Annotated in this window: 20 protein-coding genes; 15 read left to right on the top strand and 5 right to left on the bottom strand. The window is 63.2% G+C overall.

The genetic code is table 11. The features are described from left to right. Positions 1–130: 130 nt before the first annotated feature. The gene (locus tag UCMB321_RS12420; RefSeq protein WP_052451160.1) at positions 131–1,741 is read left to right on the top strand and encodes a L,D-transpeptidase family protein; all 1,611 of its coding nucleotides are present in this window, start codon (positions 131–133) and stop codon (positions 1,739–1,741) included. A 112-nt stretch (positions 1,742–1,853) separates the two neighbouring features. Here the strand turns inward: UCMB321_RS12420 and UCMB321_RS12415 are convergent, their stop codons facing one another. The 3 genes from UCMB321_RS12415 to UCMB321_RS12405 are packed head-to-tail and all read right to left on the bottom strand — an operon-like array spanning position 1,854 to position 4,924. Next, positions 1,854–2,957, bottom strand: coding sequence for an extracellular solute-binding protein (locus tag UCMB321_RS12415; protein ID WP_040067060.1), 1,104 nt, complete (start codon positions 2,955–2,957; stop codon positions 1,854–1,856). 1 nt (position 2,958) lies between these two features. Further along, entirely contained in the window at positions 2,959–3,867 is a 909-nt protein-coding gene (gene aguB / locus UCMB321_RS12410; RefSeq protein ID WP_040067058.1) for an N-carbamoylputrescine amidase, read from the bottom strand. A gap of 4 nt (positions 3,868–3,871) precedes the next feature. Further along, entirely contained in the window at positions 3,872–4,924 is a 1,053-nt protein-coding gene (locus tag UCMB321_RS12405) for an agmatine deiminase family protein (protein ID WP_040067055.1), read from the bottom strand. Between the two features lie 135 nt (positions 4,925–5,059). On the opposite strand from UCMB321_RS12405, the gene UCMB321_RS12400 reads away from it, so the two are divergent. The 3 genes from UCMB321_RS12400 (at position 5,060) to UCMB321_RS12390 (ending at position 9,576) form a co-directional block, all read left to right on the top strand. Continuing rightward, on the top strand, positions 5,060–5,944 hold the full coding sequence (locus UCMB321_RS12400) for a LysR family transcriptional regulator (RefSeq protein ID WP_040067052.1): 885 nt from the start codon (positions 5,060–5,062) through the stop codon (positions 5,942–5,944). A gap of 144 nt (positions 5,945–6,088) precedes the next feature. Next, complete coding sequence (locus UCMB321_RS29480; protein WP_052451159.1) at positions 6,089–8,845, top strand: ATP-binding protein; 2,757 nt, start codon at positions 6,089–6,091, stop codon at positions 8,843–8,845. Beyond that, positions 8,842–9,576: an EcsC family protein gene (locus UCMB321_RS12390; RefSeq protein ID WP_040067051.1), complete on the top strand. Its 735-nt coding sequence runs from the start codon at positions 8,842–8,844 to the stop codon at positions 9,574–9,576. The genes UCMB321_RS29480 and UCMB321_RS12390 overlap by 4 nt, the downstream gene beginning before the upstream one ends. A gap of 40 nt (positions 9,577–9,616) precedes the next feature. Here the strand turns inward: UCMB321_RS12390 and UCMB321_RS12385 are convergent, their stop codons facing one another. Next, positions 9,617–10,423, bottom strand: a complete 807-nt coding sequence (locus UCMB321_RS12385; RefSeq protein ID WP_040067050.1) for a helix-turn-helix transcriptional regulator — start codon at positions 10,421–10,423, stop codon at positions 9,617–9,619. Positions 10,424–10,519: 96 nt separating this feature from the next. On the opposite strand from UCMB321_RS12385, the gene UCMB321_RS12380 reads away from it, so the two are divergent. Next, positions 10,520–11,476, top strand: coding sequence for a threonine dehydratase (locus UCMB321_RS12380; protein WP_040067048.1), 957 nt, complete (start codon positions 10,520–10,522; stop codon positions 11,474–11,476). 133 nt (positions 11,477–11,609) lie between these two features. Next, positions 11,610–12,488, top strand: coding sequence for a glutathione-dependent disulfide-bond oxidoreductase (gene yghU, locus UCMB321_RS12375; protein ID WP_040067046.1), 879 nt, complete (start codon positions 11,610–11,612; stop codon positions 12,486–12,488). Between the two features lie 88 nt (positions 12,489–12,576). Here yghU and UCMB321_RS12370 read toward each other — a convergent pair whose 3' ends face one another. Beyond that, the gene (locus UCMB321_RS12370; RefSeq protein WP_040067042.1) at positions 12,577–13,434 is read right to left on the bottom strand and encodes a LysR substrate-binding domain-containing protein; all 858 of its coding nucleotides are present in this window, start codon (positions 13,432–13,434) and stop codon (positions 12,577–12,579) included. Positions 13,435–13,677: 243 nt separating this feature from the next. Here UCMB321_RS12370 and UCMB321_RS12365 point away from each other — a divergent pair, with 243 nt between their 5' ends. Genes UCMB321_RS12365 through metC form a run of 9 tightly spaced genes read left to right on the top strand, consistent with a single transcriptional unit; the run spans position 13,678 to position 23,579 of the window. After that, positions 13,678–14,511, top strand: a complete 834-nt coding sequence (locus UCMB321_RS12365) for a transporter substrate-binding domain-containing protein (protein ID WP_040067040.1) — start codon at positions 13,678–13,680, stop codon at positions 14,509–14,511. Positions 14,512–14,524: 13 nt separating this feature from the next. After that, the gene (locus UCMB321_RS12360; RefSeq protein ID WP_040067038.1) at positions 14,525–15,346 is read left to right on the top strand and encodes a transporter substrate-binding domain-containing protein; all 822 of its coding nucleotides are present in this window, start codon (positions 14,525–14,527) and stop codon (positions 15,344–15,346) included. Continuing rightward, positions 15,343–16,752, top strand: a complete 1,410-nt coding sequence (locus UCMB321_RS12355) for an FAD-binding oxidoreductase (RefSeq protein WP_040067035.1) — start codon at positions 15,343–15,345, stop codon at positions 16,750–16,752. Before UCMB321_RS12360 ends, UCMB321_RS12355 begins: the two co-directional genes overlap by 4 nt. After that, positions 16,749–17,963: an aminotransferase class I/II-fold pyridoxal phosphate-dependent enzyme gene (locus tag UCMB321_RS12350; protein WP_040067033.1), complete on the top strand. Its 1,215-nt coding sequence runs from the start codon at positions 16,749–16,751 to the stop codon at positions 17,961–17,963. The genes UCMB321_RS12355 and UCMB321_RS12350 overlap by 4 nt, the downstream gene beginning before the upstream one ends. Beyond that, on the top strand, positions 17,963–18,685 hold the full coding sequence (locus UCMB321_RS12345) for an amino acid ABC transporter permease (RefSeq protein ID WP_040067031.1): 723 nt from the start codon (positions 17,963–17,965) through the stop codon (positions 18,683–18,685). Before UCMB321_RS12350 ends, UCMB321_RS12345 begins: the two co-directional genes overlap by 1 nt. Continuing rightward, entirely contained in the window at positions 18,675–19,349 is a 675-nt protein-coding gene (locus UCMB321_RS12340; protein ID WP_040067028.1) for an amino acid ABC transporter permease, read from the top strand. Before UCMB321_RS12345 ends, UCMB321_RS12340 begins: the two co-directional genes overlap by 11 nt. Beyond that, entirely contained in the window at positions 19,336–20,157 is an 822-nt protein-coding gene (locus tag UCMB321_RS12335; protein WP_040067026.1) for an amino acid ABC transporter ATP-binding protein, read from the top strand. Before UCMB321_RS12340 ends, UCMB321_RS12335 begins: the two co-directional genes overlap by 14 nt. 29 nt (positions 20,158–20,186) lie before the next feature. Next, entirely contained in the window at positions 20,187–20,786 is a 600-nt protein-coding gene (locus tag UCMB321_RS12330) for a cysteine dioxygenase family protein (protein ID WP_040067023.1), read from the top strand. A gap of 36 nt (positions 20,787–20,822) precedes the next feature. Then, positions 20,823–23,579, top strand: a complete 2,757-nt coding sequence (gene metC / locus UCMB321_RS12325) for a cystathionine beta-lyase (RefSeq protein ID WP_040067020.1) — start codon at positions 20,823–20,825, stop codon at positions 23,577–23,579. The last annotated feature ends 146 nt before the right edge of the window (positions 23,580–23,725 follow it).

Here is a 23,725-nt window from a genome sequence, read left to right as displayed (position 1 = left end):
TCCGCCGTCAGTACAGGCTCGCGCATCCCGTCGGTTTTCGGGCAGCGTGGTCACTGGCGGTTTGAAGGTTTTTCACCTCTGTTGCACCAGTAGACTATCAATGCGACGACCGTGGATTGGAGTCAAGCCGTTGTTCAAAAAACACGCATGTTACTTGAGCCTTTGTCTGCTCGTTACGCCACTGGTCGCGAGGGCGGAGGACCCGCTCAGCGATCCGCCCAGCCCTTTGCAGTCGGTCCTGGCGCAGTTGTCGAGCGACTGCCCGGGCCTGGCGGCACAATTGGACGCGCCGGCACAACTGCGCTTGCAAGCGTTTTACCGGCAGCAGAATGAGCTTCCCGTCTGGTCCGCCAGCGGGCGTCTGTCGGCCTTGCGGGCGCAGTTGCAGTTGCTGGCCGATGATGGTCTGGATCCGTCACGTTACCCGTTGCCCCTGGATACGGGGGCCGACAACGGGCTGTGTACCGATATCGAGATCAGCCGACAGTATCTGCAAGCCTTGCAGGACCTGCATTTCGGTCGCCTGCAGCAGGCGCGCTTCGAACCGCTCTGGCAGGCGCAGCCGCCGACCCGGGACGTGGATGCCGAGGTCCTGACACTGGCCGCGACGGGGCTGAAGGATATGGCCCGGGCTTTCGATCAGGCCCGGCCGAATACCGAGTTGTACCGAAGCCTGCGTCGCGCCTACGCGGCGCAGCGCCAGCAGCCATTGGCGGATTGGCCGGTGATCGCCGCAGGTCCGTTGCTGCGTCCTGGCATGGAGGACGCGCGGATACCCGCGTTGGCGCAGCGAATGCTCGCCGAGGGCTATCTGGACAGCCTGCCCGCCGGTCCTGAAAAGACCTACGGCGAGGCGCTGGCTGACGCGGTCATGCACTTCCAGTCAAGGCATTCGCTGCAGGCCGATGGGGTGATCGGGCCGGGCACCCTGACCGAACTGAACATCAGCCCGACGCTACGGCGCGAGCAGTTGCGCATCAACCTCGAACGCTTTCGCTGGCTGGCGCCGGACCTGGAGCCCGATGGGGTGCTGGTCAATGTCGCGGCGGCGCAGTTGAGCGTCTACCACGACGGCGCGCCCGTGTGGCAGACGCGCCTCCAGGTAGGACGCGCCGACCGGCAGACACCGCTGTTGAAGTCGCGGGTCACCCGCATGACCCTGAACCCGACCTGGACCGTGCCACCGACCATCATGCGCGAGGACAAGCTGCCGGCCTTACGCCTGAATCCGACGTACCTGAGCCAGCAGAACCTGCAGGTGCTGGACAGTGAAGGCCATCCGCTGGCGGCGGACGCCATCGACTGGGAACGGCCCGGCAATATCCTCCTGCGCCAGGAGGCCGGTCCGCGGAACCCGTTGGGCAAGATCGTCCTGCGTTTCCCCAATCCCTATTCGGTGTACCTGCACGACACGCCCAGCCAGCCGCTGTTTGCCAAGGGCCCTCGGGCCTTCAGCTCGGGCTGTGTGCGGGTCGAGCAGGTGTTGCACCTGCGGGACCTGCTGCTGAGCCCGACCGAGCGCGGTAAGACCGACGAGTTGCTGGCCAGCGGAACCACCCGCGAATTCAGGCTGGCCGCGCCGGTGCCGATCCTGCTCGGTTACTGGACGGTCCAGGTCGGTAGCGACGGCGCCTTGCTGTATGCCCCGGATATCTATGGGCATGATCCGGTGCTGCTGAAGGCCTTGGGCGCGCGCGTCCAGGTGTTGAGTGCTGCGCAGGCGGAATATAAAGCTCAATGACCTGTCATTTCCTCGCGAATGCTGTTCTCTCGATCAAATCGTTTACGCTAATCGGGCGCTGCGACTGACAGCGCCCGTGAATCACATCCGCTTATGAGAGGCGGGCGCCCACTCAGTTGACGGGGTCGGTCTTGAACTTCGTCCAGGCGCGCATCCGGGCGCGCATGTCGGCCTGGGAAATATCCTTGCCGGGAATCAGTTTCTCGAAGGTGGCGGGGTCCAGGTAGATATCCGGGTTATTGCGCATCATCGGATCGACACTCGGCCGGGCCTTGGCGTTGGACGTCGGGTAACCGGTGAAGTTGCTGATGGCTGCCATGTTCTCCGGGCGCATGACGAAGTTGATAAAGGCATAGGCGTACTCCGGGTGCTGGGCGTCGACGGGTATCGCCATGGTATCCATCCACACCGTAGTGCCTTCACGCGGAATATGGTACTGGAACGTCGTCTTCTTGCCGGCGGCATCCGCGGCCCGCTGCGCCTGGGTCATGTCCCCGCTGTAGCCGAGCGACAGGCACAGGTTGCCGTTGACCAGGTCGGTCACCGGTTGCGATTGGAACTTGCGGATGTACGGCCGCAGTTTGCGCAGCAGTTCACTGGCTGCCGCCAGGTCCTCCGGTTTGGCGCTGCGCGGTTCACGCCCGAGGTAGTTGAGTACCACCGCCAGCACTTCGTCCGGTGAGTCGATCATGGAGATACCGCAGTCGGCAAACCTGGCGGCCAGCTCCGGCTTGAACAGCATATCGAGGCTGTTGACCGGTGCATCGGGCATGCGCTTGTTGATCTGCTCGGCGTTGTAGGTCACGCCGATGGTGCCCCATGTATAGGGGATGGTGGCCTTGCTCGAGTAGAGATAATGCGTGCGCAACTTCTGCAGGCCGGGCTCGATATCCTCCAGCGCGGTGAGCCTTGACCTGTCCAGTGGCTGCAGGCTGCCGGCACGCATCAGGCGCTCGCCAACGGTGTCGCCCGGGAAGATCAGGTCATAACCACTGCCGCCGGTCATCATCTTGGCCTCCAAGGTCTCACTGCCGTCCATGACGTCGTAGATCACCTTGATCCCGGTTTCGGCCGTGAACCTGGAGAGGGTGTCCTCGGCGAAGTAGTCGGCCCAGTTATAGAGCTTCAGGACCTTTTCCTCTGCCTGTGCCGATGACACGGCAGCGCTTAGCGCCAACCCCAGGGAGCAGAGCAATCGTTTGTAGGTAACCTTCATGTCAAACCCCTTGGGTATTCCAGCGAGCATTGATGTGTCGACCATCCAGGCTTAGCAGCGTCCCGTACATGTCCGGACGGCGGTCGCGGTAGATGCCCCAGGTCAGGCGCTCTTCGCGCATGGCCGACAAGTCCAGGCTGTGTACCAGCACGCCGGTGCTGTCGCGGTCGGCCTCGGCAAGGAGCTTGCCCTTGTGGTCGCAGATAAAGGACGAACCATAGAAGTTCATCTGCAGGGTTGGATCGGTAGTCGCCACTTCCCGGCCGACACGGTTGGCCGCCACTACCGGCAGGAGATTGGCCGCCGCATGGCCGCGCATGGTCATCTGCCAGTGATCGCGGGAGTCCAGCGCCGCGGCACCCGGTTCCGAACCGATAGCCGTTGGAAACAGCAGCACTTCGGCACCCATCAGCGCCAGGCAGCGCGCTGTCTCGGAGAACCACTGATCCCAGCAGATGCCTATCCCGAGGCGGCCGAAGGCGGTGTCCCAGACCCGGAAACCGGTATCGCCGGGGCTGAAATACTCCTTCTCCTGGTAGCCGATGGCGTTGGGGATATGGGTCTTGCGATAGACCCCCAGCAAGCGTCCGTCGGCATCGGCCACGCTCAGCGAGTTGAAAAAGGCGTTGCCGGCCTTTTCGAACCAGCTCAGCGGCAGCACCACACCCAATTCCCCGGCCAGCGCGGCAAAGCGCTTGAGCACCTTGCTGTCTTTATATTCCTCGGCCAGCGCCAGGTGTTTGTGATCCTGCTCGATGCAGAAATACGGTGTGGCAAACAGCTCCTGCAGCAGGATCACCTGCGCGCCCTGGGCGGCGGCGTCACGTACCTGTTGTTCGGCCAGGTCGAGGTTGCGCGCAAGGTCCCAGGTGCAGGACATCTGGGTGGTGGCAATCTTCAGTGGACTCATGGCATCACCCCCTTACCGGCCAGGCTGGCTGCTGCTGGGTGATGCAATGCACGCCACCGCCGCCATGAGCCAGCTGGTTGATCTGGACCGGGACCACCTCGCGTCCAGGGAAGGCCGTCGCCAGTACCTTGGCCGCTGCCTGGTCGGCCTCGATGCCATAGGCCGGCATGATGATCGCCCCGTTGGCGATGTAGAAATTGGTGTAGGAGGCGCAGAACACCTCAGCCTTGGTGTCCACCGCTTCGCTGGCCTCATACAGGTCGATCAGCTCGAAGCTTCGCCCCTGGGCATCCCTGGCCAGTTCCAGGGCACGGCGGTTTTCCCGCGCCACCTCGGCGTACACGGAGCCGCGGTCGTGCGTGGCATCCACCAGCAATACGCCAGGGCGGGCGAACGCGCAGACCCCGTCGACATGGCCGTCGGTCATGTCGCCGGTGACGTGATCCGGGTCGCCCGGCAGCCAGATGGTCTTCTTCACGCCGAGCAGGCGACTGAAGATCTCCTCCATCTCGGCCTTGCTCATGCCAGGGTTGCGGTTCGGGTTGAGCAGCACTGACTCGGTGGTGATCAGGGTGCCTTCGCCGTCGACATGAATCGCTCCGCCTTCGTTGCCCAGGGGCGTGGCGAAGCCTTCCAGGCCGAGGTGATCGAGCACCCGCCGGGCCAGGCTTTCGTCCAGGTCGTGGGCCGACTTGCCACCCCAGGCATTGAAGCGCCAACTGACACCGGCCACGCCCAGCTCCGGATGGCAGACGAAACTCGGGCCGGAATCACGACACCAACTGTCGTTGACCGCCAGCTCGATCAGTTCGATGTTGGTCTTGCACAGGGCCGCGGCACTGGCCCGCGCGGACGGATCGACCACCATCTTCACCGGCTCGAAGCGGGCAATGGCGTTGGCGACACGGGCAAAGTCGATTTGAACCTGCTCGAGCGTCACGCCCCAATCGGACTCCCACAACTGCTGATTGTGGGGCCAGACCATCCAGGTCGCCGCATGGGCTACCCACTCCGCGGGCATCGACCAACCACTGCTCTGAACGCCATTGCGCTGCATGTTTTCTCACCTTTTCAGTTAAGTATTATTTATTACTGAAAACCGCTATCGCGGAATGGAATCCATGCTATGGCTTCATAAACGGCACAACAAACGATAGATTTAGCGCACAACTGATTAGTAGGGCTTATCGATATGCTGAAGCACTGGCCTCCTTTGAATACCCTCCGCGGCTTTGAAGCCGCTGCTCGCCTGGGCAGTTTTCACAAGGCTGCCGAAGAGTTGCACCTGACCCAGTCCGCCATCAGCCAGCAGATCCGCAGCCTGGAAAGCTTTCTCGAGCAGCCGCTGTTTTTCCGCAGCGGTCGCAGTGTCAGCCTGACCGACGCCGGGCACGACCTGTACAGCACGACCCAGTCGATGCTGCTGCAGTTGTCGGTCGGTATTCGGCGCCTGGAGCAATACCGCAAGCCCAACCAACTGGTGGTCAATACCACCCCGGCGTTCGCTCGCCACTGGCTGTTGCCGCGTCTGAAGGATTTCCATCGACAGTGCCCCGATGTGGATCTCTGGCTATTCACCAGCTTTGACGCGCCGGACATGGCGACTCAGACCATCGACCTGACGATTCGCGATGACCTTGGCCCCCAGGTCGAATGCAGCTACCAGGAGCTGTTCAACGATCGATTCTATCCGGCCTGCCATCCTGATCTGCTCGGGGTGCCCGCAGAGCAGCGCACCACCTTGCATGGCGAACGGGAAATGGATTGGAGTCACTGGGTGGTGCAGGGCGGGGATGACGTCGGCCAGCGCAGCAATGGATTGAATTTTTCCGACCCGGGATTGCTGCTCGATGCCGCCTGTGCCGGGAATGGCGTCGCCTTGGTCAGTCAACTGCTGGCCGCGAATGCACGTTCCAACGGACTGTTGACCCCCTTGAGTGAGCGAAGTATTCCAGGCCCCAGCTGGGTTTGCCTGATCCATCGCGACAGTGAGAAAAGCTCCCTGACCCGGCGTTTCAGTGGATGGTTGCAGGCATCCTTGATGGACATCGACGAGGCGGGTGTTCGCGCGGGTTAAGGTGCTTCAACTATCATTCCTGGGCACTCGTCCCGTGTCCTGCTGGCCAGGCTGGGTGCCATGACCCTTAGTGGGTGTCCAGTGAAGGGCGTAGAGCAACGCCTGGAGTATGCTTGACTTGAAGATTGATCAAGGAGCAGCAGCTTGCAGACCGAGAAGAGAACGTCCAGTTTGTTTGCAAGTTTATGGTTTGCATGGCCTTGCCTCCTGCTGGTGCTATGCCTGACCACCGTGGTAGTGGTGCTGGTCTCTGACTCGCGGACTTGGCAAAAAGCTAGCTCTGAACTGGATGCCGAGTTGGTCAGGATGGCAAAAGTTCGCTTTGGGCAGTTACATCAAAGAATTTCAGAGCTGCACGGCGACGTTTTATTCTTGTCAAGAGTTCCTCAAATGTCGGGAGTCACTCGCGCTTACTTGGCCGTGGGGGCAGACGGCACGGGAAGTGACCGCTATGAGGCCTGGAAGCAGCAGCTTGAGCAACTCTATATCGCCTACCTGCAAGCCAATCCACATTACTTGCAGATCAGACTGATTGGCATCGCCAATAATGGCAAGGAGTTGGTGCGTGCCGAGCGTAAGGGCGGGATTATGCAGGTCACGCCAACCGACCAATTACAGTTTAAAGGCGATCGCGACTATTTCCAGGCCGCCAGTAAGCTGAACCATGGGCAAGTCTACACCTCCGAGTTCGACCTCAATCGTGAGTTTGGCAAGCTGGAAATACCCATCGTGCCGACGGTGCGGGTTGCAACCCCTGTTTATGCCGAGGACGGTCGTCTATTCGGTCTGGTGGTCATCAATATCGACAGCAATGCCATATTGCCCCAGGTGGGAGAGCGCTTGCCTGATAACTATTCGGCTTACATCCTCAATCAGGACGGGGACTTTCTGCTGCACCCCGATCCTGCTCGTACCTTTGGTTTTGATCGGGGTAAGCGCTATCGGTGGGAGGATGAGTTCAAGGCGGTGAGCCAGTCCACGCCTGGCGTGCAAGGCCCCGTTCAAATTTGGAAAAACCAGTCCGGAAACCTTCTGCATGTGGTGCGGCATGAAGAGGTTCTGGGCGTCGAGGGGGCGGAGCAAAGACTGACGGTCCTCACCACGGTCAATGAGACGGCAATCATTGAAAGTGTGGCCAGTACCAGGCAGATAACCCTGATTACGATGTTGGTCATTTCCTGCATCACAGCCGGTTTCCTTTATCTGTATGGGCTGAGTACGCGACGTGAGCGGCAGGTCATGATGGAGCAGAGCCGCCTTGCTGCCATTGTCGCCAGCTCCAGTGATGCCATTATCGGTACAACACCGCAAGGCGATGTGCTCAGTTGGAACCAGGCCTCGGAGCGCATGTTTGGTTACGGTGAAAGCGAAGCCGTTGGGCGCCCCTTGGCCGAGTTGATCGGTTCGCCGCAGCTGTTATCGGAACAGGTACGCTTGACGGCAGCCATTGAGCGCGGGGAGGCCGTCCCCCATTTCGCGACCACGCGACGTCACCACGATGGCACGATCCTGGACGTCTCTATCGCTGTGTCACCCGTCCGTGAGGCTGGCGGTAAAGTCACAGCGGTTGCGCAAACCATGCGCGATATCAGCCAGGAAAAGGCCAACGAGTCGCGGATTCTCTCGCAGAACGCCAATCTGGAGCAGCAGGTCGCCGAGCGTACGGCCCAGTTACTCATCGCCAAGGATCGCGCCGAAGTCGCCAGCCAGGCGAAGAGTAAGTTTGTTGCCAATATGAGCCATGAAATTCGCACGCCGATGAACGCCGTGCTGGGCATCACGCATCTTCTGGCTAATACGCCTTTATCCGCGGATCAAAGCAAATACCTGCAAATGTTGCGAGGTGCTGGAGAGTCTTTGCTTGAGATTTTGAATGATGTCCTGGACTTCTCCAAAATCGAGGCCGGTCGCTTGGAAGTCGTTTCCGCGCCGTTCCTGTTGCGTGATGTGCTCGATGCGTTGGCGAACATCATGTCCATCAGTGCCGTCAACAAGAACCTGGAACTGGTGATCGGCGTCGAGCCGGATGTACCGCAAGCGTTGATCGGTGACGCGCTGCGGTTACAGCAAGTGCTGGTCAACCTGGTGGGGAATGCCATCAAGTTCACGGAGCGGGGAGAGGTTGTTGTACTCGTGCAGCGGGTGGGGGGCGACGAGGACATCACCAACCTGTGCTTCCGGGTGCGCGATACCGGTATTGGCATGAGCAGCGAACAACAAGCCTGTCTGTTTTCACCGTTTTCCCAGGCGGATACTTCCATTACCCGTCGTTTTGGTGGCACAGGCCTGGGGTTGGCTATTTCGAAGCGGTTGGTGTCCCTGATGGGGGGAACTCTCACATTGGAGAGCAGCGTCGGCGTCGGCAGTGAATTTCAAGTGACTATTGCGCTTCGACAAAACAGCGCTATTGAACCCATGCCCCAACCCTCGATGTCCGTCCCGCTTGACAGCGAAAACCTGACCTCAAGTCAGCAATTGGATGGCGTGCACCTGTTGTTGGTGGAGGACAATCCGGTGAATCAGTTCGTGGCCATGAAGATACTGAAACAAGCGGGCGCGATCGTGGACGTCGCCGGCGATGGTCAGCAGGCTGTCGACAGGTTGCGTGCCGATCCACAGCGTTATCAAATCGTGCTGATGGACGTGCATATGCCCGTCATGGATGGTTTTTCCGCCACCCGAGTCATCCGCGATGAGTTGCACCTGGCATTGCCGATACTGGCCATGACGGCGGGCGTATTCGAGTCTGAGCGTGAGCAGTGTGTCGCTGCGGGCATGGATGGTTTTATCGCCAAACCCATTGAGGTCAAGCAGATGCTGGGCACTATTCGTCAGCATGTACCGGCGATCCCTTTGTCCTTTGGCTATCCTGCAAGCCCGGTATCGAGTAGGAATCGATGAGCATCTCGGAAAAAGACCGAAATGAACTGCAATGTGCAAAGAACCTGCTGGAGAATCCTGGCTTCGTTGCGAAGGTGACGAGCATTATCGGCATGCCCGTTGAGCTCGCGCTGGCGCACCTGCCCAACAGCGTCAGCAAAAGAATTGCCGGCATCACTCAAGCCGCGTTGGTGAAGGCCCTCGATGCCGCGGTTTTTACCCTGAAGGATGTGCCTGGCAAGGGGCCTTCCAACCTCTGGCACAAGACCGGCATCGCCGTCAGCGGGGGGGTGGGGGGCTTTTTCGGCCTCGCCGGGCTCAGCGTGGAATTGCCCCTCTCAACGTCGATCATGCTGCGATCCATTGCCGATATCGCCAGGAGTCATGACGAGCGCATTGACACCGACGAAGCGAAGCAGGCTTGCCTGGCGGTCTTCGCGTTTGGCGGCAGATCAGTGAAAGACGATGATTCGGAAACCGGTTATTACACCGTGCGTGCGGCGTTGGCGAAGTCCCTGTCGGATGGCTCGGTGCTCAAGTTGATCGCCACCATTGCCGAGCGGTTCAGCATCCAGGTGAGCGAGAAAGCCGCCGCACAAGCGATACCGGCGATCGGAGCGGTGGGCGGTGCGCTTATCAACCTGGCCTTCATCGACCATTTCCAGGACATGGCACGTGGGCATTTCATTGTCAGAAAGCTGGAGAGGCGCTACGGACAGGAGGCGGTCCAGCAGCTCTATCAGTCCCTTTGACCCGGGGCGCGTAGCGGGTCGGCAATGACCTGGCCTTCTATCAGCCGCGCAGTTCTCGCGGACTGATCCCCAGGCGCTGCCTGAACGCCGTGGCCATGTGCGCCTGGGAGGCGAAACCGCAGGCCTGGGCGATGTCCGCCAGGCGCTGCGCCGAGCTGCACAACAGGCCTCGGGCCCGGACCAGGCGTCGATCGATCAGGTAGCTGTGCGGGCTCTTGCCCGTCGCCTCCTTGAATGCCCGTATGAAGAACCCTTCGGATAGCCCCAGTAGCGCCGCCATCGCCGGCACACTCAGTGGCCTGTCGAGCCCAGCGTCAATGAACTCGTCGAGCAGGCGCAGCCGGTTGGCGGTCATCGAGCCCCGGGTGGGCGTCGACAGCACGTGGTCCCCCGTCGCCCGTTGAACCAGGGCCAGTGCCCAGGCCTCCCAATCATCTTCCACCGAGGCCCGCAACAGTGCGCTGCGCATTCGCTGCGCGAGGACGATTGCCTGTCGATCGATACGGTTGTTGAACGCATGGTCCCCCACCAGTGGCGCGCCGTCGGTGCGGATCAGTCGCAGGTATTCACCCCCCTCGGGCGACTCGGAAAATACATCACACCCAGGAGGCACGAAGGCCAGGCCGTTGGGTGTGGCCGTGAATGGGCGCACCCGGTCGCTGCCGATCGCGTGCAGGCCGCGCTGGCTATCGAAGGCAAAGCCAACGGCGGCCTGGGTCGCTATGTAGCGGGTTGCGTAGCCGGCGCCGGGCAGCAACTCGATCGCCCACGGCCCGGCCTCGATCCGACGGACCGATTCGCGTAGGGGCGGTGACTGCAAGCTGTTTGGGCGATCCATGAACACCATCTTACTGAAAGGCAACCCTGAAGGTCAGGTCAGTTTTCTGAAAGCCAGTGGCCAATGCCTCTGCCTAGACTGGGCAAAACCTCAGAGAGAATAGCCATGCACGGACTGACTCGCGACGATATCGAAAACGCTGCCCGCCAGGTGTACCAGGTGATGCCGGCCACCGCCCAATACGCCTGGCCCTTGCTGGCCGAGCGGCTGGGTTGCACGGTTTGGGTCAAGCATGAAAACCACACCCCCACCGGGGCTTTCAAGGTGCGCGGCGGCATTACCTTCATGCACTGGCTCAAGCGCACTCACCCGCAGACGCAAGGCATTGTCACCGCCACCCGCGGTAACCACGGCCAGAGCCTGGCCCTGGCAGCCCGGGCGGCAGGCCTGAGGGCGCTGATCGTGGTGCCGCGGGGCAATTCCGTGGAGAAGAACAACGCCATGCGCGGCTTCGGGGGCGAGGTCATCGAGTTTGGCCGGGATTTCGAAGAAGCCCGTGAAGAGGCTGCGCGCCTGGCGCAGGTGCAAGGCCTCTATCTGGTCCCGCCGTACCATGGTGAATTGATCAAGGGGGTCGCCACTTACGCGCTGGAGTTGTTCAGCGCGGTGCCGGACCTGGACAGCGTCTACGTGCCCATGGGCTGTGGCTCGGGGATTTGCGCGGTGATCGCCGCCCGCGACGCGCTGGGCCTGAAGACCCGGGTGATCGGTGTGGTGGCCGCCGAGGCCGACGCCGCGAAGTTATCGTTCGAAGCCGGACAACTGCAGGAAACCGCCTCGGCGAATACCATTGCCGACGGCATGGCCGTGCGCAGGCCGATCCCCGAAGCCTTTGCGGTCTATGCGGCCGGTGCGGCGAGAATCGTCTCGGTCACGGAGGAGCAGATTGTCGAGGCCATGCGCGTGTACTACAGCGACACCCACAACCTGGCGGAAGGGGCGGGAGCGGCGGCACTGGCGGCGCTCATGCAGGAGCGTGAGGCCATGGCGGGGAAGAGGGTGGGGGTCATTCTGTCCGGCGGGAATGTCGACAGACCGGTGTATGCGCGGGTGATTGCGTGATCGGCGAGTCGTCGGTGTAGCCGTATTCGTCATGACGGTGGGGATTTACGATCAGCCAGGAGCCGGTACACTCCCAGCACTATGAGCTTGCCCGATGGCCCTTAAGGGCCATCGAACCCCAGGAGTAGTGAGCATGAGCGATTCCTCTGATTACACGCCACCCAAGGTCTGGAGCTGGGACACGGAAAACGGCGGGAAATTTGCCAATATCAACCGGCCCATCGCCGGTGCGACCCACGACAAGGAGCTTCCGGTCGGGCATCACCCCCTGCAGCTCTATTCCCTGGCCACACCCAACGGCCAGAAAGTCACCATTATGCTGGAAGAGTTGCTGGCACTGGGTTACAGCGGTGCGGAGTACGATGCATGGCTGATCCACATCGGCGAGGGTGATCAGTTCGGCAGCGGCTTCGTGGCGGTGAATCCGAACTCCAAGATCCCCGCGCTGCTGGACCGCAGTGGCCCGAAACCCATTCGGGTCTTTGAATCGGGGGCGATTCTGCAGTACCTCGCCGAGAAGTTCGGCGCGTTCCTGCCGACCGAGGCCAGTGCCCGCGCCGAATGCCTGTCCTGGCTCTTCTGGCAGATGGGCAGCGCGCCGTACCTCGGCGGTGGGTTTGGCCATTTCTATGCTTACGCCCCGACGAAAATCCGCTACGCGATCGACCGCTTTGCGATGGAAACCAAGCGCCAGCTGGATGTTCTCGACAAGCAACTCGCGGTGAGCGAATACATCGCCGGCAGCGAATACACCATCGCCGACATGGCCATCTGGCCCTGGTACGGGGGCCTGGTCAAAGGCCGGCTCTACGAAGCGGCGGAGTTTCTCTCGGTGCAGGAGTACCGGCATGTGCAGCGCTGGGCCGATGCCATCGACGAGCGTCCCGCCGTCAAGCGCGGGAGGATGGTCAACCGCGTCTCCGGGGAGCCCTCCGGCCAGTTGCGCGAACGCCACGACGCCACCGATTTCGACACCCGGACGCAAGACAAGCTGGCCTTCGAGGGCGAGTAACGTCGTCTGACCTGCGATTCGCTTTCGGCAGGGCTGGCTCAGGGCGGGATTGATCCAGGCTTGAGCCAGTGGCGCACCTGACGCGCCCCTACAAACCCTGGCTGCTGCGAATCAGGTCATAGGCCCGGCGCACCAGCGGGTTCACCGTGTTGGGCCGGATCCACAGGTAATAGGTCACATCCGGCAAGCGCGGCAGGCCGTCGTTCTCCCCCAGCACCCGCATGTCCGGCCCGAGCAGTTCCATGCTGCGCGGCGTCACCCCGAGCCCGGCGCGAATCGCTGCCTTGATGCCGATCAGGTTCGAGGCCAGGTAGGCCTGGCGCCAGGCAATGCCCTCACGCTCCAGCGCCTCGATGGCGTAGCGCCGGTAGATGCTCGGTTCTTCCACCAGGATCAGCGGCAGAGGCTCGCCGGGCACGTGGATGTATTGCGCCGAGCAGATCCACCACACCGGCGAGGTTCGCAAGGCAAAGCCTTGCAGGCGCGAGTCCGCACGGGTGGAGATGACCATGTCGATCTTACCCCGGTGCAGGTCCTCCATCAGGTAGGGGCTGCGGCCCACATCGATTTCCAGGCGCAGGCGCGGCGCCGAGCGGGCGATGTGGCTGAGAATCGGCGGCAGGATGGTGTCGGCGATATCGTGGGGCGAACCGATACGCAGCACGCCGCTCAAGTGGCTTTCCCGCAGCGAATTCAACGCCTCGTCATTCAGCGACAGCAGCTGCCGGGCATGACGCAGCAACTGGCGCCCCGGCTCGGTGAGCTGTTTCTGCCGACCCTGTTTCTGGAACAGGCCAACGCCCACCTGCTGTTCCAGGCGTTGCATCTGCTGGGTCACCGACGATTGGGTGCGCGCCAGATGCTGGCCGGCTTCGGCAAAACTGTGATGGTCCACCACTGCGACGAAGGTGCGCAGCAGTTCCAGGTCCAGGGTCGGAGAGGGCATGGCGGCTCGAATTCATATCAAGGGCGATCGCCAATAGATTACAGATACTGATGTATTTGGCGAGTTGAAAATATGGGTTGTGCTAAAAGGCCCAGTAAACAGGGGTTATGCCGTTTTTATTAAAAACTAATAACCAGAAAGTTATAACAATATTAGATATTTGAATTTCCGTTCGTCGGTGGTGCTCCCTAGCATGCGGGGCAACAAGGTCGGGATACGCCGATTGCCATCGAGGGGAAAGTCATGTCATTCAAGCGCACACTGGGCCAACGTGTTCTTCCTGCTTTCATCGGCGCCGTGCTGGCGTTGGCGGCGGTGGGTGCGGCCCAGGCCGACGCCACCCTGGACAAGATCGAGCAGCGCCACAAGCTGGTGGTTGGCGTGCTGCTGTCCGGCGGGCCGTTCGGCTCCATCGATCCGTCGACCCAGGCGCCCAAGGGCCTCAATGTCGACCTGGCCAATGCCCTCGGCAAGGACCTGAACGTCGCTGTCGAACTGGTACCGGTGCTGCCGGCCAACCGCGTGCAGTTCCTGCAACAGGGCAAGGTCGACCTGCTGATCGCCAACATGGAATGGACGCCGGAGCGCGATGGCCAGTTGGGCCATGTGCCAACCCCCTTCTACAGGGTCGGCGGTACCGCCGCAGTATTGAAAGACAGCAGGATCACCCGTTGGGAAGACCTCAAGGGTCAACCGGTGTGCACCTCCCAGGGCAGCAGCTACGTCAAGCCGCTGAGCGAGCTGGGCGCCCAGTTGAAAGCGTTCAAGAGCTCCTCGGAGTCCTTGCTGGCCCTGCGCGGCAACAACTGCGTGGCGGCGGTCCACGATGCGACGCTGATCAATCCGTTGCTGGCGGGCAACCCGGAGTGGAAGGACTATCGCGCCATCACCCCGGAGTTGAATCCGGCACCGTCGGTGATCTGGACCCGCCCGGGCGAGGTCGATACCCAGAAGCGCCTGGATACGGTGGTCCAGGGCCTGCACCGCAGCGGCTGGCTGATCGAGGCCGAGAGCCGCAACCAGATCTCTCCGAGGTCGCCGGCGCTGGTGGAACTGCACAACCAGTTCAAAGGCTGAAGGATACCCGCCAATGTTCAAGTACTTACCCATCGCCCTGGCGTTCTTCGCCACCCTGGCCCAGGCCGATGCCACCCTCGACAAGATCCAGGCCCGGCACCGGATCAGCGTCGGCGTGATCCTCAGCGGCCCGCCGTTCGGCACCATCGACCCGGCCACCGGCGCCCACCAGGGCTACAACGTCGAGCTCGCCAAGGGCCTGGCCCAGCGCCTGGGCGTGGAACTGGAAAGCGTCTCGGTACTGGCGCCCAACCGCGTGCAGTTCCTGCAGCAGGGCAAGGTCGATGTGCTGGTCGCCAACATGCAGTTCACCGAAGAGCGTGCCGAGATCCTCGACTACGTGCCCACGCCTTACGAAGAAGTCGGCGGTGCCGCGCTGATCCGCAAAGGGGCCGGCATCCGCCGCTGGGAAGACCTCAGGGGCCAGCCGGTCTGCGTCTCCCAGGGCAGCAATTTCACCAAGCCCCTGCAGGAAACCTACGGCGCGCAGATCAAGGCGTTCCGCAGCCAGTCCGAATCCCTGTTGTCCCTGCGCGGCAACGGCTGCGTGGCCGCGGTGCATGTCAGCCCGACCCTGCACAGCCTGCTCGACGAGGCCGAATGGGCCGGCTACGAAATTCCGCTGCCCACCGACCTGATCCCGTCCTCGTCGGTGATCTGGGTGCGCAAGGGCGAAAGGGACGTGCAGGCCCGTCTCGATGCGATTGTCCGCGACTGGCACCGCAGCGGCTGGCTGATCGAGCTGGGCAAGCGCACCGGCATGCCGCCGTCCCAGGCCTTGCTGCGGCTGCATGAGCGGTTCAAGGACGCCACTCCGTTGGCGACGACGCCATGAGCGACTTATTCGTGCAGTTGCAACAACTGCTGGGCGCCGCCCATGTCCAGGACTCCACGGCCGGGAGCGCGTTCCTCAGCGACAGGCACCATGTCTACCACGGCCAGGTTGCCGCCGTGGTGCATCCGGCCAGTACCGAGGAAGTCGCCGCGCTGGTGCGGGTTTGCGTCCACCATCGCGCACCGCTGGTGGTGCAGGGCGGCAATACCGGCCTGATGGGCGCGGCCACGCCGGATGCCACGGGCAACAGCGTGCTGGTGCTGCTCGACCGCATGAACCGCATCCGCCAGATCGATACCGACAACGACACCGTCACCGTCGAAGCCGGCTGCATCCTGCAGAACCTGCAGGACGCGGCCCGTGAGGCCGGGCGCCTGTTTCCCCTGAGCCTGGGTGCCCAGGGCAGTTGTACCCTGGGCGGCAACCTGGGCACCAATGCCGGCGGCAGCGGCGTATTGCGCTATGGCAACACCCGCGAGTTGACCCTGGGCCTGGAAGTGGTGACCGCCGACGGCGATATCTGGAACGGTCTGCGCGGCCTGCGCAAGGACAACAGCGGCTACGACCTGCGCGATCTGTTTATCGGCAGCGAAGGCACCTTGGGCATCATCACCGCCGCCACCCTGAAACTCTTTCCGCTGCCCAAGGCCCGGAGCACCGCCTTGCTGGCGTTCGACTCACTGGAGCAGGCGGTAGCGTTCCTGTCCCATGCCCGCGCCGGTTTCGGTGCCGAGCTGACGGCGTTCGAGCTGATGTCCGCTGCGTGCCTGGCGTTGTTGCGCCAGCAGTTTCCCGACGGTCCGCAGCCTTTCGCCCAGGCACCGCAAGCCTGGTTCGCGCTGTTGGAACTGTCCGATAACCACAGCGCCGAACATGCCCGTCAGTCCTTCGAATGGGTGCTGGGCAAGGCCTTCGAGCTGAACCTGCTGGCCGATGCGCTGATCGCCGAAAGCCTGGCCCAGAGCGCCGCGCTGTGGCAACTGCGGGAAAACATGAGCGAAGCCCAGGCCCGGGAAGGGCGCAACATGAAGCACGATATCTCGCTGCCGATCTCGCGGATCGCCGAGTTCGTCCGCGAGACCGATGCGTTATTGCAGGCGCATTTCCCCGGCGTGCGCAACCTGACCTTCGGCCATCTGGGCGACGGCAACCTGCACTACAACGTCGCCGCGCCCCTGGGGCAGTCGGTCGAGACGCACATGGCTCACTACGCGGCGCTCAGTGCCCTGGTGCATCGCAACACCCAGGCCCTCGGCGGTTCCATCAGCGCCGAGCACGGCATCGGCCAACGCAAGCGAGAGCTGCTGGCCGAGGTCAAGAGCCCGGTGGAGCTGGAGCTGATGCGGCGCATCAAACAGGCCCTCGATCCCCGTGGGTTGCTCAATCCAGGCAAGGTGCTGCCATGACGGTTCGACTGTCCAAACGGCTGCAGAAGGTCTCGCTTTCGGCCAATGCGGCGGCCAGGTCCCGGGCCACGGCGTTGCGCGACAGCGGACGCGACGTGCTGGACCTGACCACCGGCGAGCCGGATTTCGATACCCCGCTGCACATCAAGCAGGCGGCCTATGCGGCCATCGCCGCCGGCGCGACCAGATACACCGCGACCCCCGGCGTACCGGCGTTGCGCGAGGCGGTACGGCGCAAACTCCAGCGGGAGAATCGCCTCGACTATGCCCTGCCACAGATCGTCATCGCCAATGGCGCGAAACAGATCATCTTCAATGCCTTCGCCGCGACTCTCGACGAGGGCGATGAAGTGCTGGTGCCGGTGCCGTACTGGCCGTCCTTCCCGGACAGCGTGCGGATCAATGGCGGCGAACCGGTGTTTATCCCGTCGACCCTGGAGCAGGGCTGCAAGCTGACCCCGGCGCAATTGCATGGCCTGATCGGCGAGCGCACCCGCTGGCTGATCCTCAACAGCCCGGGCAACCCCAGCGGTGCGGTCTACAGCGCCGATGAGCTGCGGGCGCTGGCCGAAGTGCTGCGTCGCCATCCCCAGGTGCTGGTGCTGCTCGACGAGTTGTACGAGCACATCCGTTTCGACGGCCAGCCGCCGCTGAACCTGCTCAATGTCGCGCCGGACTTGCAGGCGCGCTGCCTGCTGGTGGGCGGCGTGTCCAAGACCTACGCCATGACCGGCTGGCGCATCGGTTTCGGTGCCGGTCCCCAGGCACTGACCGCGGCCATGAGTGTGGTCCAGTCGCAATCGGCGTCCGGCGCTTCGTCGGTCAGTCAGGCCGCCGCTTTGGCGGCCTACGAAGGCGGGCTGGCTTTTCTTCAGCCGCAAGTGGCGGCCTATCGGGAACGCCGCGACCTGCTGGTGGCGGCCTTGAGCGAAGTCGACGGGCTCGACGTGCTGCAACCCGAGGGCGGCTTTTTCGTGTTCGTGCGCTGTGCCGGCCTGATCGGTCGCCTGCGCCCGGACGGCCAGGTCATCGGCAGCGACAATGAGCTGGTGGATTATCTGCTGGAGGAGGGCGTCGCCGGGGTGGCGGGCAGTGCCTATGGCCTGTCGCCGTGGTTCCGCCTGTCGATTGCCACGGCCACCGACAGTGTGCGCGAAGCCGGCCGGCGAATCGCCGAGGCTTGCGCGCGCCTGGTCGAGGGCCCGGCGTGATGGAAAGTTTCGTGCAATGGGCCGCCCACCTGGGGCTCAACTACCGTTTCCTGCTGGATGCCTACCAACGTGGCAGCCTGGTCGATGGGGCCTGGACCACGCTGCTGCTGTGTGTGCTGACCATCATCGGCAGCTTGTTGGCGGGGATCGCCCTGGCGACGGCGCTCACCAGCGAGAGCAAGGCCTTGTCGCGCCCGGCCCGGGTGTTCGTCGAGGTCACGCGCAATACGCCGACCCTGGTCCAGCTGTACTGTGCGTTCCTGGTGCTGAACATGCTGCTGACCCAGGCGGTGGGTGCGGCCAATCCGCTGACGCCGTTTGCCTGGGTGGTGATCGTGATCTCCCTGCACAAGGGCGCCTTTCATGCCGAGGCCCTGCGCGCCGGGATCGAGGCGGTGCCGTCGGTGACCCTGGAAGCGGCCAGCTCCCTGGCTTTCAGCCGTCGCCAGTTGCTGTGGAACGTGCAACTGCCGCTGGCCCTGCGTTTTGCCCTGCCGTCGCTGGTGAACAACCTGATCGACCTGGTGAAGATGACCGCCGTGGCTTCGGCCATTGCCGTGGGCGACATCACCTACGCCTCGATCATGATCTGGACCCAGAGCGACAACGTATTGGAACTGATGATCCTGATGCTGAGCTTTTTCGGGGTGCTGAGTTTTATCGTCAACAGTGTGGGCCGGGCGTTGGAAGCGCGGTTGAGGATGCCCGGTTATGGTCATTGAGTCCTTGGCGCAATGGTCGCCGGCGCTGGCCGCGGGCTTTGCACAGAATATCCTGATCAGCCTGCTGGCGATTGCCATCGGCTCGCTGCTGGGCCTGCTGGTCGGCGCGCTGGGGCTGTCGCCGCTGCGGATCCTGCGCCTGCCGGCACGGCTGTGGGTGCAGGTGTTTCGCAACGCGCCCTGGCTGGTGCTGATCTATTTCACCACCTACGTGTTTCCGTTCGAGATTCACGTTGGTAGTCATTACCTGCCGTTTCCCGACTGGCTGAAGGTCACCGTCGGCCTGGCACTGCCGGCCAGCGCCAACGTCGCGGAGATCTTTCGCGGGGCCATCGGCTCGATCCCCGGTACCCAATGGGAAGCCGCGCGCTCCCTGGCCTTCAGTCGTGGCCAGTTGTTTCGCTCGATCATCCTGCCGCAGTGCTTCAAACGCATGTTGCCGCCGTGGATGAACCTCTACGCGGTGATCACCATGGGCACCGCGCTGGCCTCGCTGGTGGGGGTGCATGACCTGATCGACACCGCGCAGATCGCCAGCAACACCGTCAACCGGACCGGTTTCACCGTGCTGATCTACTTCAGCGTGCTGGCGTTGTTCTTCGCCTACTGCTACCCGATTTCCCGCCTGACCCAACGCCTGGAGCGACGCTATGCCTTCTACTGAACCCCTCGTCAGCCTGCGCGACCTGCACCTGTCGTTCGGCGCCAACGCGGTGCTCAAGGGCATCGACCTTGACGTCCTGCGCGGCCAGGCGGTGTCCATCATCGGGCCTTCGGGCTCGGGCAAGTCGACGATCCTGCGTTGCATCACCGGGCTGCTCAAGCCCCAGCGCGGCACTATCCGCGTCGGCGCCACCGAGGTGCACCGGCTGCAACGCGAGGCCGGGCTGATCGAGTTGCGCAAGCGGGTTGGCTTCGTCTTCCAGCAATACAACCTGTTCCCGCACCTGTCGGTGCTGGACAACCTGCTGATCGCCCCGTGCAAGGTGCTCGGCCGCCGCCGCGCCGATGCCGAACGGGAAGTCCGGCAATTGCTCGCCAAAGTGCGCATGGAACACAAGGCCGACGCCTTTCCCGGGCAACTGTCCGGCGGCCAGCAACAACGGGTGGCCATTGCCCGTGCCCTGGCCATGCGCCCGGAGCTGATCCTGTTCGACGAAGTGACCTCGGCCCTGGACCCGGAAACCGTCGGTGAAGTGCTGACGGTGATTCGCGAACTGACCGAGGAGGGCATGACCTGCGTGCTGGTGACCCATGAAATGCGCTTTGCCGAGGAAATCAGTGACCGGGTGTATTTCACCGAAAACGGCCTGATCGTCGAGTCCGGCAGCGCCCACCAGGTTTTCCAGCAGCCGCAAAGCGAGCGCACCCGCGAATTCCTCCGCCATGCCCTCGGCGACGTCGGCCGCCGCCCGCTGCAACCCGACCCGTATCTGCTGAGCAATATCAGCCGCTACAGCCTGTCCGTCTGACCCTGATCCACCCGATAAGGAGCCTGCCCATGAGCACCACCGAACGCGCCAACGTGATCGAATCTTTCCTGGTGAAGATCCGCGCCATCCACCGGCGCGGCGTCGACCGCGCGGCCTTGCAAGAGATCGTCGTCCTGCTCGAAGGCCTTGCCGGGCGTCGCGACCTGTTCAACTTCGAGGCCTTTCCGGCACCGGTGGCCGGCGAGGGTAATACGGCCTTCCGCTATCGCCTGAACGACGACGGCGAAACCCCGACCCTCTACCTCAACTCCCTGTTGCCGGGCAAGAACACCATTGCCCACAACCACGAAACCTGGGCGGTGATCAGTGCCGTCGAGGGCCAGGAACTCAACCGCGTCTATGCCCGTAGCGATGACGGCAGCAACCCGCAACGCGCCGAACTGGTACTCGAGCGTGAAGTGGTGGTGCAACCGGGTACCTCGATCGCCTTTCTGGGTGAGGACCTGCACAGCATCCGCGTGGATGGCGAGCAGGCGACCCTGCATTTCCATCTCTACGGACGTCCGCTGGAATCGCTCAACGGTCGTTATGGCGTGCAGGACGACGGCAGCATCCTCAACTACAACGCTTCGCAGATGGCACCCTCGATCAAGGCCTACGCCGCATGATCGATCGCCATTCTTCACCGGAAAGTGGGGGTTTCTGTGAGTAAAACCATTACACCGGCACAGTTGCAGCAATGGCTGTTCGACGGGCGGGAAATCGCCTTGTTCGATGTGCGCGAACATGGCCAGTACGGTGAGGCCCATCTGTTTCACGGGGTGCATTTGCCCTATAGCCGCCTGGAGCTGGAGGTACGCCGCCTGGCGCCCAACCTGCGGGTGCGCCTGGTGATCTACGACCAGGATGGCGGTGAATTGGCCACCCGTGCCGAGCAACGCCTGCAAGCCCTGGACTATGGGCAGGTGCATGTTCTGCAGGGCGGCGCCGACGCTTGGAGGGCGGCGGGTCTGCAGTTGTTCGCCGGGGTGCATGTGCCGTCCAAGGCCTTTGGCGAGCGGGTGGAAGAGGCCTGCCAGACGCCGCATATCAGCGCGATCGAGCTGGCCGACTGGCAGGCCCGGGGCGAACCCCTGGTGCTGCTGGACGGTCGACCGTTCGACGAATACCGCAAGATGACCATTCCGGGTTCGATCTGCTGCCCGAACGGCGAGTTGGGCTATCGCCTGCACGACCTGGTGGCGGACGAGTCGACTCCGGTGGTGATCAACTGCGCCGGGCGCACCCGCAGCATCATCGGCGCCCAGACGCTGATCAACCTCGGGGTGAAGAACCCGGTCTATGCCTTGGAAAACGGTACCCAAGGCTGGTTCCTGGCCGACCTGCAACTGGAGCATGGCAGTACCCGGCGCTACAGCGACGCGGCGCCACCGGCCGGGATCGAGCAACGGCGCGAGGCGGCCCGGGCGTTGGCCCGGCGGGCCGCCGTGCCGACGGTCAGCGCGGCGCAGGTCGCGGCCTGGGTCCAGGGCGGCGAGGCCAGCCTGTTCCTTTGCGATGTGCGCAGCGCCGAGGAGTTTGCCCTTGGCAGTCTGCCGGGCGCGCAGCACACGCCGGGGGGCCAGTTGATCCAGGCCACCGACCTGTATATCGGGGTGCGCCAGGCGCGGGTGGTGGTGTTCGACGACGAGGGTGTGCGCGCACCCATTGTTGCAAGCTGGTTGCGCCAGTTGGGGCATGATGCCCGAGTCCTGGAGGGCGGATTGCACAGCGGTTTGAGTTTGCCGGTGACGGGCGCGTTGCCATTGCCCGAGTTGCCCGGGCTTGATGCGCAGCGCTTGTCCCGTGACCTGGCGGAGGGGGCGGTGGCGTTGATCGACCTGCGGCCGAGCATGGCCTTTCGCAAGGTCCATCTGGCCGGTTCGCGTTGGTCGATCCGGCCGTTGCTGGTCGCTGAAGTCGCCGGTGAAGAACGGCCCCTGGTGTTGCTGGCGGACGATATCGCCGTGGCGCAGCTGGCAGCCCTGGAGTTGCCCGAGGCCCAGCGGGCGCGGGCGCGGTTTTTTACTGCGGATCTGTCGGTCTGGAAGGCGGCCGGGCTGACGCTGGTCAACGATGGGGCGGTATTGCCCGATGAGCGTTGCATCGATTTCCTGTTCTTCACCCACGACCGTCATTCCGGCAACAAGGATGCGGCGCGCCAGTACCTGGCCTGGGAAACCGGTCTGCTGGGGCAGATGACGCCGGCGGAGATCGCCAGCCTGAAGCCGCTGGTGCCGGAAAAGGTCGTGGAGGATGTGCGTACCCGGTTGGTTCACGCTGCCCGTACCCCCGAAGGCAGTGGTGCCCGTTCGGTGAACGTTCCGGTCACCCGCTTGAGCACCGTGCTGTTCGACAGCCTGGCGGATATGCGTGACGCCCGCAGTCGCCGGGACCGCGAGCGGGTCCTGAGCTATGGCGCCCGGGGCAACCCGACGGCCTTTGCCCTGGAAGACCTGGTGACAGAACTGGAGGGCGGTCATCGCACGCGCTTGTTCGGTACCGGGCTGGCAGCGGTGGCGCAGACGTTCCTGGCTTACCTGCGCCCGGGTGACCATGTGCTGATCACCGATGGCGTCTACGCCCCGGTGCGGCGCCTGGCGAAGGAGTTCCTCGTGCCCTTTGGCATCGAGGTCGGCTACTTTCCGGCGGACGGTCGGGATATCGCGTCACGCTTGCGGGCCAATACCCGGATGGTCTACTGCGAGTCGCCCAGTTCCTTGCTGTACGAGCTGAACGACCTGCCGGCCATCGCGGCTTTGTGCAAGCCCCGCGGCATCCTGCTGGCGGTCGACAATACCTGGGGTTCGGGCTATCAATACCGGCCGTTGGCCCTGGGGGCGGACATCTCGATCATGGCCCTGACCAAGTACCTGTGCGGGCACAGCGATGTGGTGATGGGCAGCGTCTGTACCACGCAAGCCGCCTGGCAGCCGTTGGTGCGGATGAGTGACAGTTTCGGCAACACGGTCAGCCCGGATGATGCCTATCTGGTACTGCGCGGTGCCCGGACCCTGGCGGCGCGCCTGGAAGTGCATCAGCGCCAGGGACTGGAAATCGCCCGCTGGCTGCAGGCGCAACCGCAGGTGCGGCGGGTGTTCCATCCGGCCCTGCCCACGCACCCGGATCATGCGTTGTGGGTGCGGGACTTCAGTGGCAGCAACGGGTTGTTGTCATTCGAGTTCGCCGAGGCCGATCCGGGGCAGTTGGAGCGTTTTATCGGCGGCTTGCGACTGTTCGGACTGGGCGCTTCGTGGGGCGGCTATGAAAGCCTGGTGACGGTGGTGGATGTGAGCGACCGGCAGTTTGCCGGGGCGGTACGCCATCCGCTGATTCGGTTGCATATCGGCCTTGAGGCGGTGGCTTCGCTGATCGAAGACTTGCAACGTGGCTTTGCTGCCCTGGCACAACCCTCCGACTAGTTCGATCCCCTTGTGGGAGCTGGCTTGTCGGGGCGCCGCATCGCAGCGATGAGGCCCTTGAGCCTTGCGGTGCCTATCCGGCCGCCATCGCCAGCAAGCCGGCTCCCACGGTCGGTGTTTCACCGCAAAAATATCGTCGAACCCAG

This window comes from Pseudomonas batumici (assembly GCF_000820515.1).
Lineage (GTDB): Bacteria > Pseudomonadota > Gammaproteobacteria > Pseudomonadales > Pseudomonadaceae > Aquipseudomonas > Aquipseudomonas batumici.
This window is presented reverse-complemented; position numbering and strand designations above follow the sequence as displayed.

What these genes read in the sequence shown, in the direction of transcription:
- UCMB321_RS12365 (WP_040067040.1), top strand. Translation starts at nt 13,678, where the DNA reads ATGTCATTCAAGCGCACACTGGGCCAACGTGTTCTTCCTGCTTTCATC.
- UCMB321_RS12355 (WP_040067035.1), top strand. Translation starts at nt 15,343, where the DNA reads ATGAGCGACTTATTCGTGCAGTTGCAACAACTGCTGGGCGCCGCCCAT.
- UCMB321_RS12370 (WP_040067042.1), bottom strand. Translation starts at nt 13,434, where the DNA reads ATGCCCTCTCCGACCCTGGACCTGGAACTGCTGCGCACCTTCGTCGCA.
- UCMB321_RS12330 (WP_040067023.1), top strand. Translation starts at nt 20,187, where the DNA reads ATGAGCACCACCGAACGCGCCAACGTGATCGAATCTTTCCTGGTGAAG.
- UCMB321_RS12415 (WP_040067060.1), bottom strand. Translation starts at nt 2,957, where the DNA reads ATGAAGGTTACCTACAAACGATTGCTCTGCTCCCTGGGGTTGGCGCTA.
- UCMB321_RS12335 (WP_040067026.1), top strand. Translation starts at nt 19,336, where the DNA reads ATGCCTTCTACTGAACCCCTCGTCAGCCTGCGCGACCTGCACCTGTCG.
- UCMB321_RS12400 (WP_040067052.1), top strand. Translation starts at nt 5,060, where the DNA reads ATGCTGAAGCACTGGCCTCCTTTGAATACCCTCCGCGGCTTTGAAGCC.
- UCMB321_RS12360 (WP_040067038.1), top strand. Translation starts at nt 14,525, where the DNA reads ATGTTCAAGTACTTACCCATCGCCCTGGCGTTCTTCGCCACCCTGGCC.
- aguB (WP_040067058.1), bottom strand. Translation starts at nt 3,867, where the DNA reads ATGAGTCCACTGAAGATTGCCACCACCCAGATGTCCTGCACCTGGGAC.
- UCMB321_RS12405 (WP_040067055.1), bottom strand. Translation starts at nt 4,924, where the DNA reads ATGCAGCGCAATGGCGTTCAGAGCAGTGGTTGGTCGATGCCCGCGGAG.
- UCMB321_RS12380 (WP_040067048.1), top strand. Translation starts at nt 10,520, where the DNA reads ATGCACGGACTGACTCGCGACGATATCGAAAACGCTGCCCGCCAGGTG.
- UCMB321_RS12340 (WP_040067028.1), top strand. Translation starts at nt 18,675, where the DNA reads ATGGTCATTGAGTCCTTGGCGCAATGGTCGCCGGCGCTGGCCGCGGGC.
- UCMB321_RS12345 (WP_040067031.1), top strand. Translation starts at nt 17,963, where the DNA reads ATGGAAAGTTTCGTGCAATGGGCCGCCCACCTGGGGCTCAACTACCGT.
- yghU (WP_040067046.1), top strand. Translation starts at nt 11,610, where the DNA reads ATGAGCGATTCCTCTGATTACACGCCACCCAAGGTCTGGAGCTGGGAC.
- UCMB321_RS12390 (WP_040067051.1), top strand. Translation starts at nt 8,842, where the DNA reads ATGAGCATCTCGGAAAAAGACCGAAATGAACTGCAATGTGCAAAGAAC.
- UCMB321_RS12385 (WP_040067050.1), bottom strand. Translation starts at nt 10,423, where the DNA reads ATGGTGTTCATGGATCGCCCAAACAGCTTGCAGTCACCGCCCCTACGC.
- UCMB321_RS12350 (WP_040067033.1), top strand. Translation starts at nt 16,749, where the DNA reads ATGACGGTTCGACTGTCCAAACGGCTGCAGAAGGTCTCGCTTTCGGCC.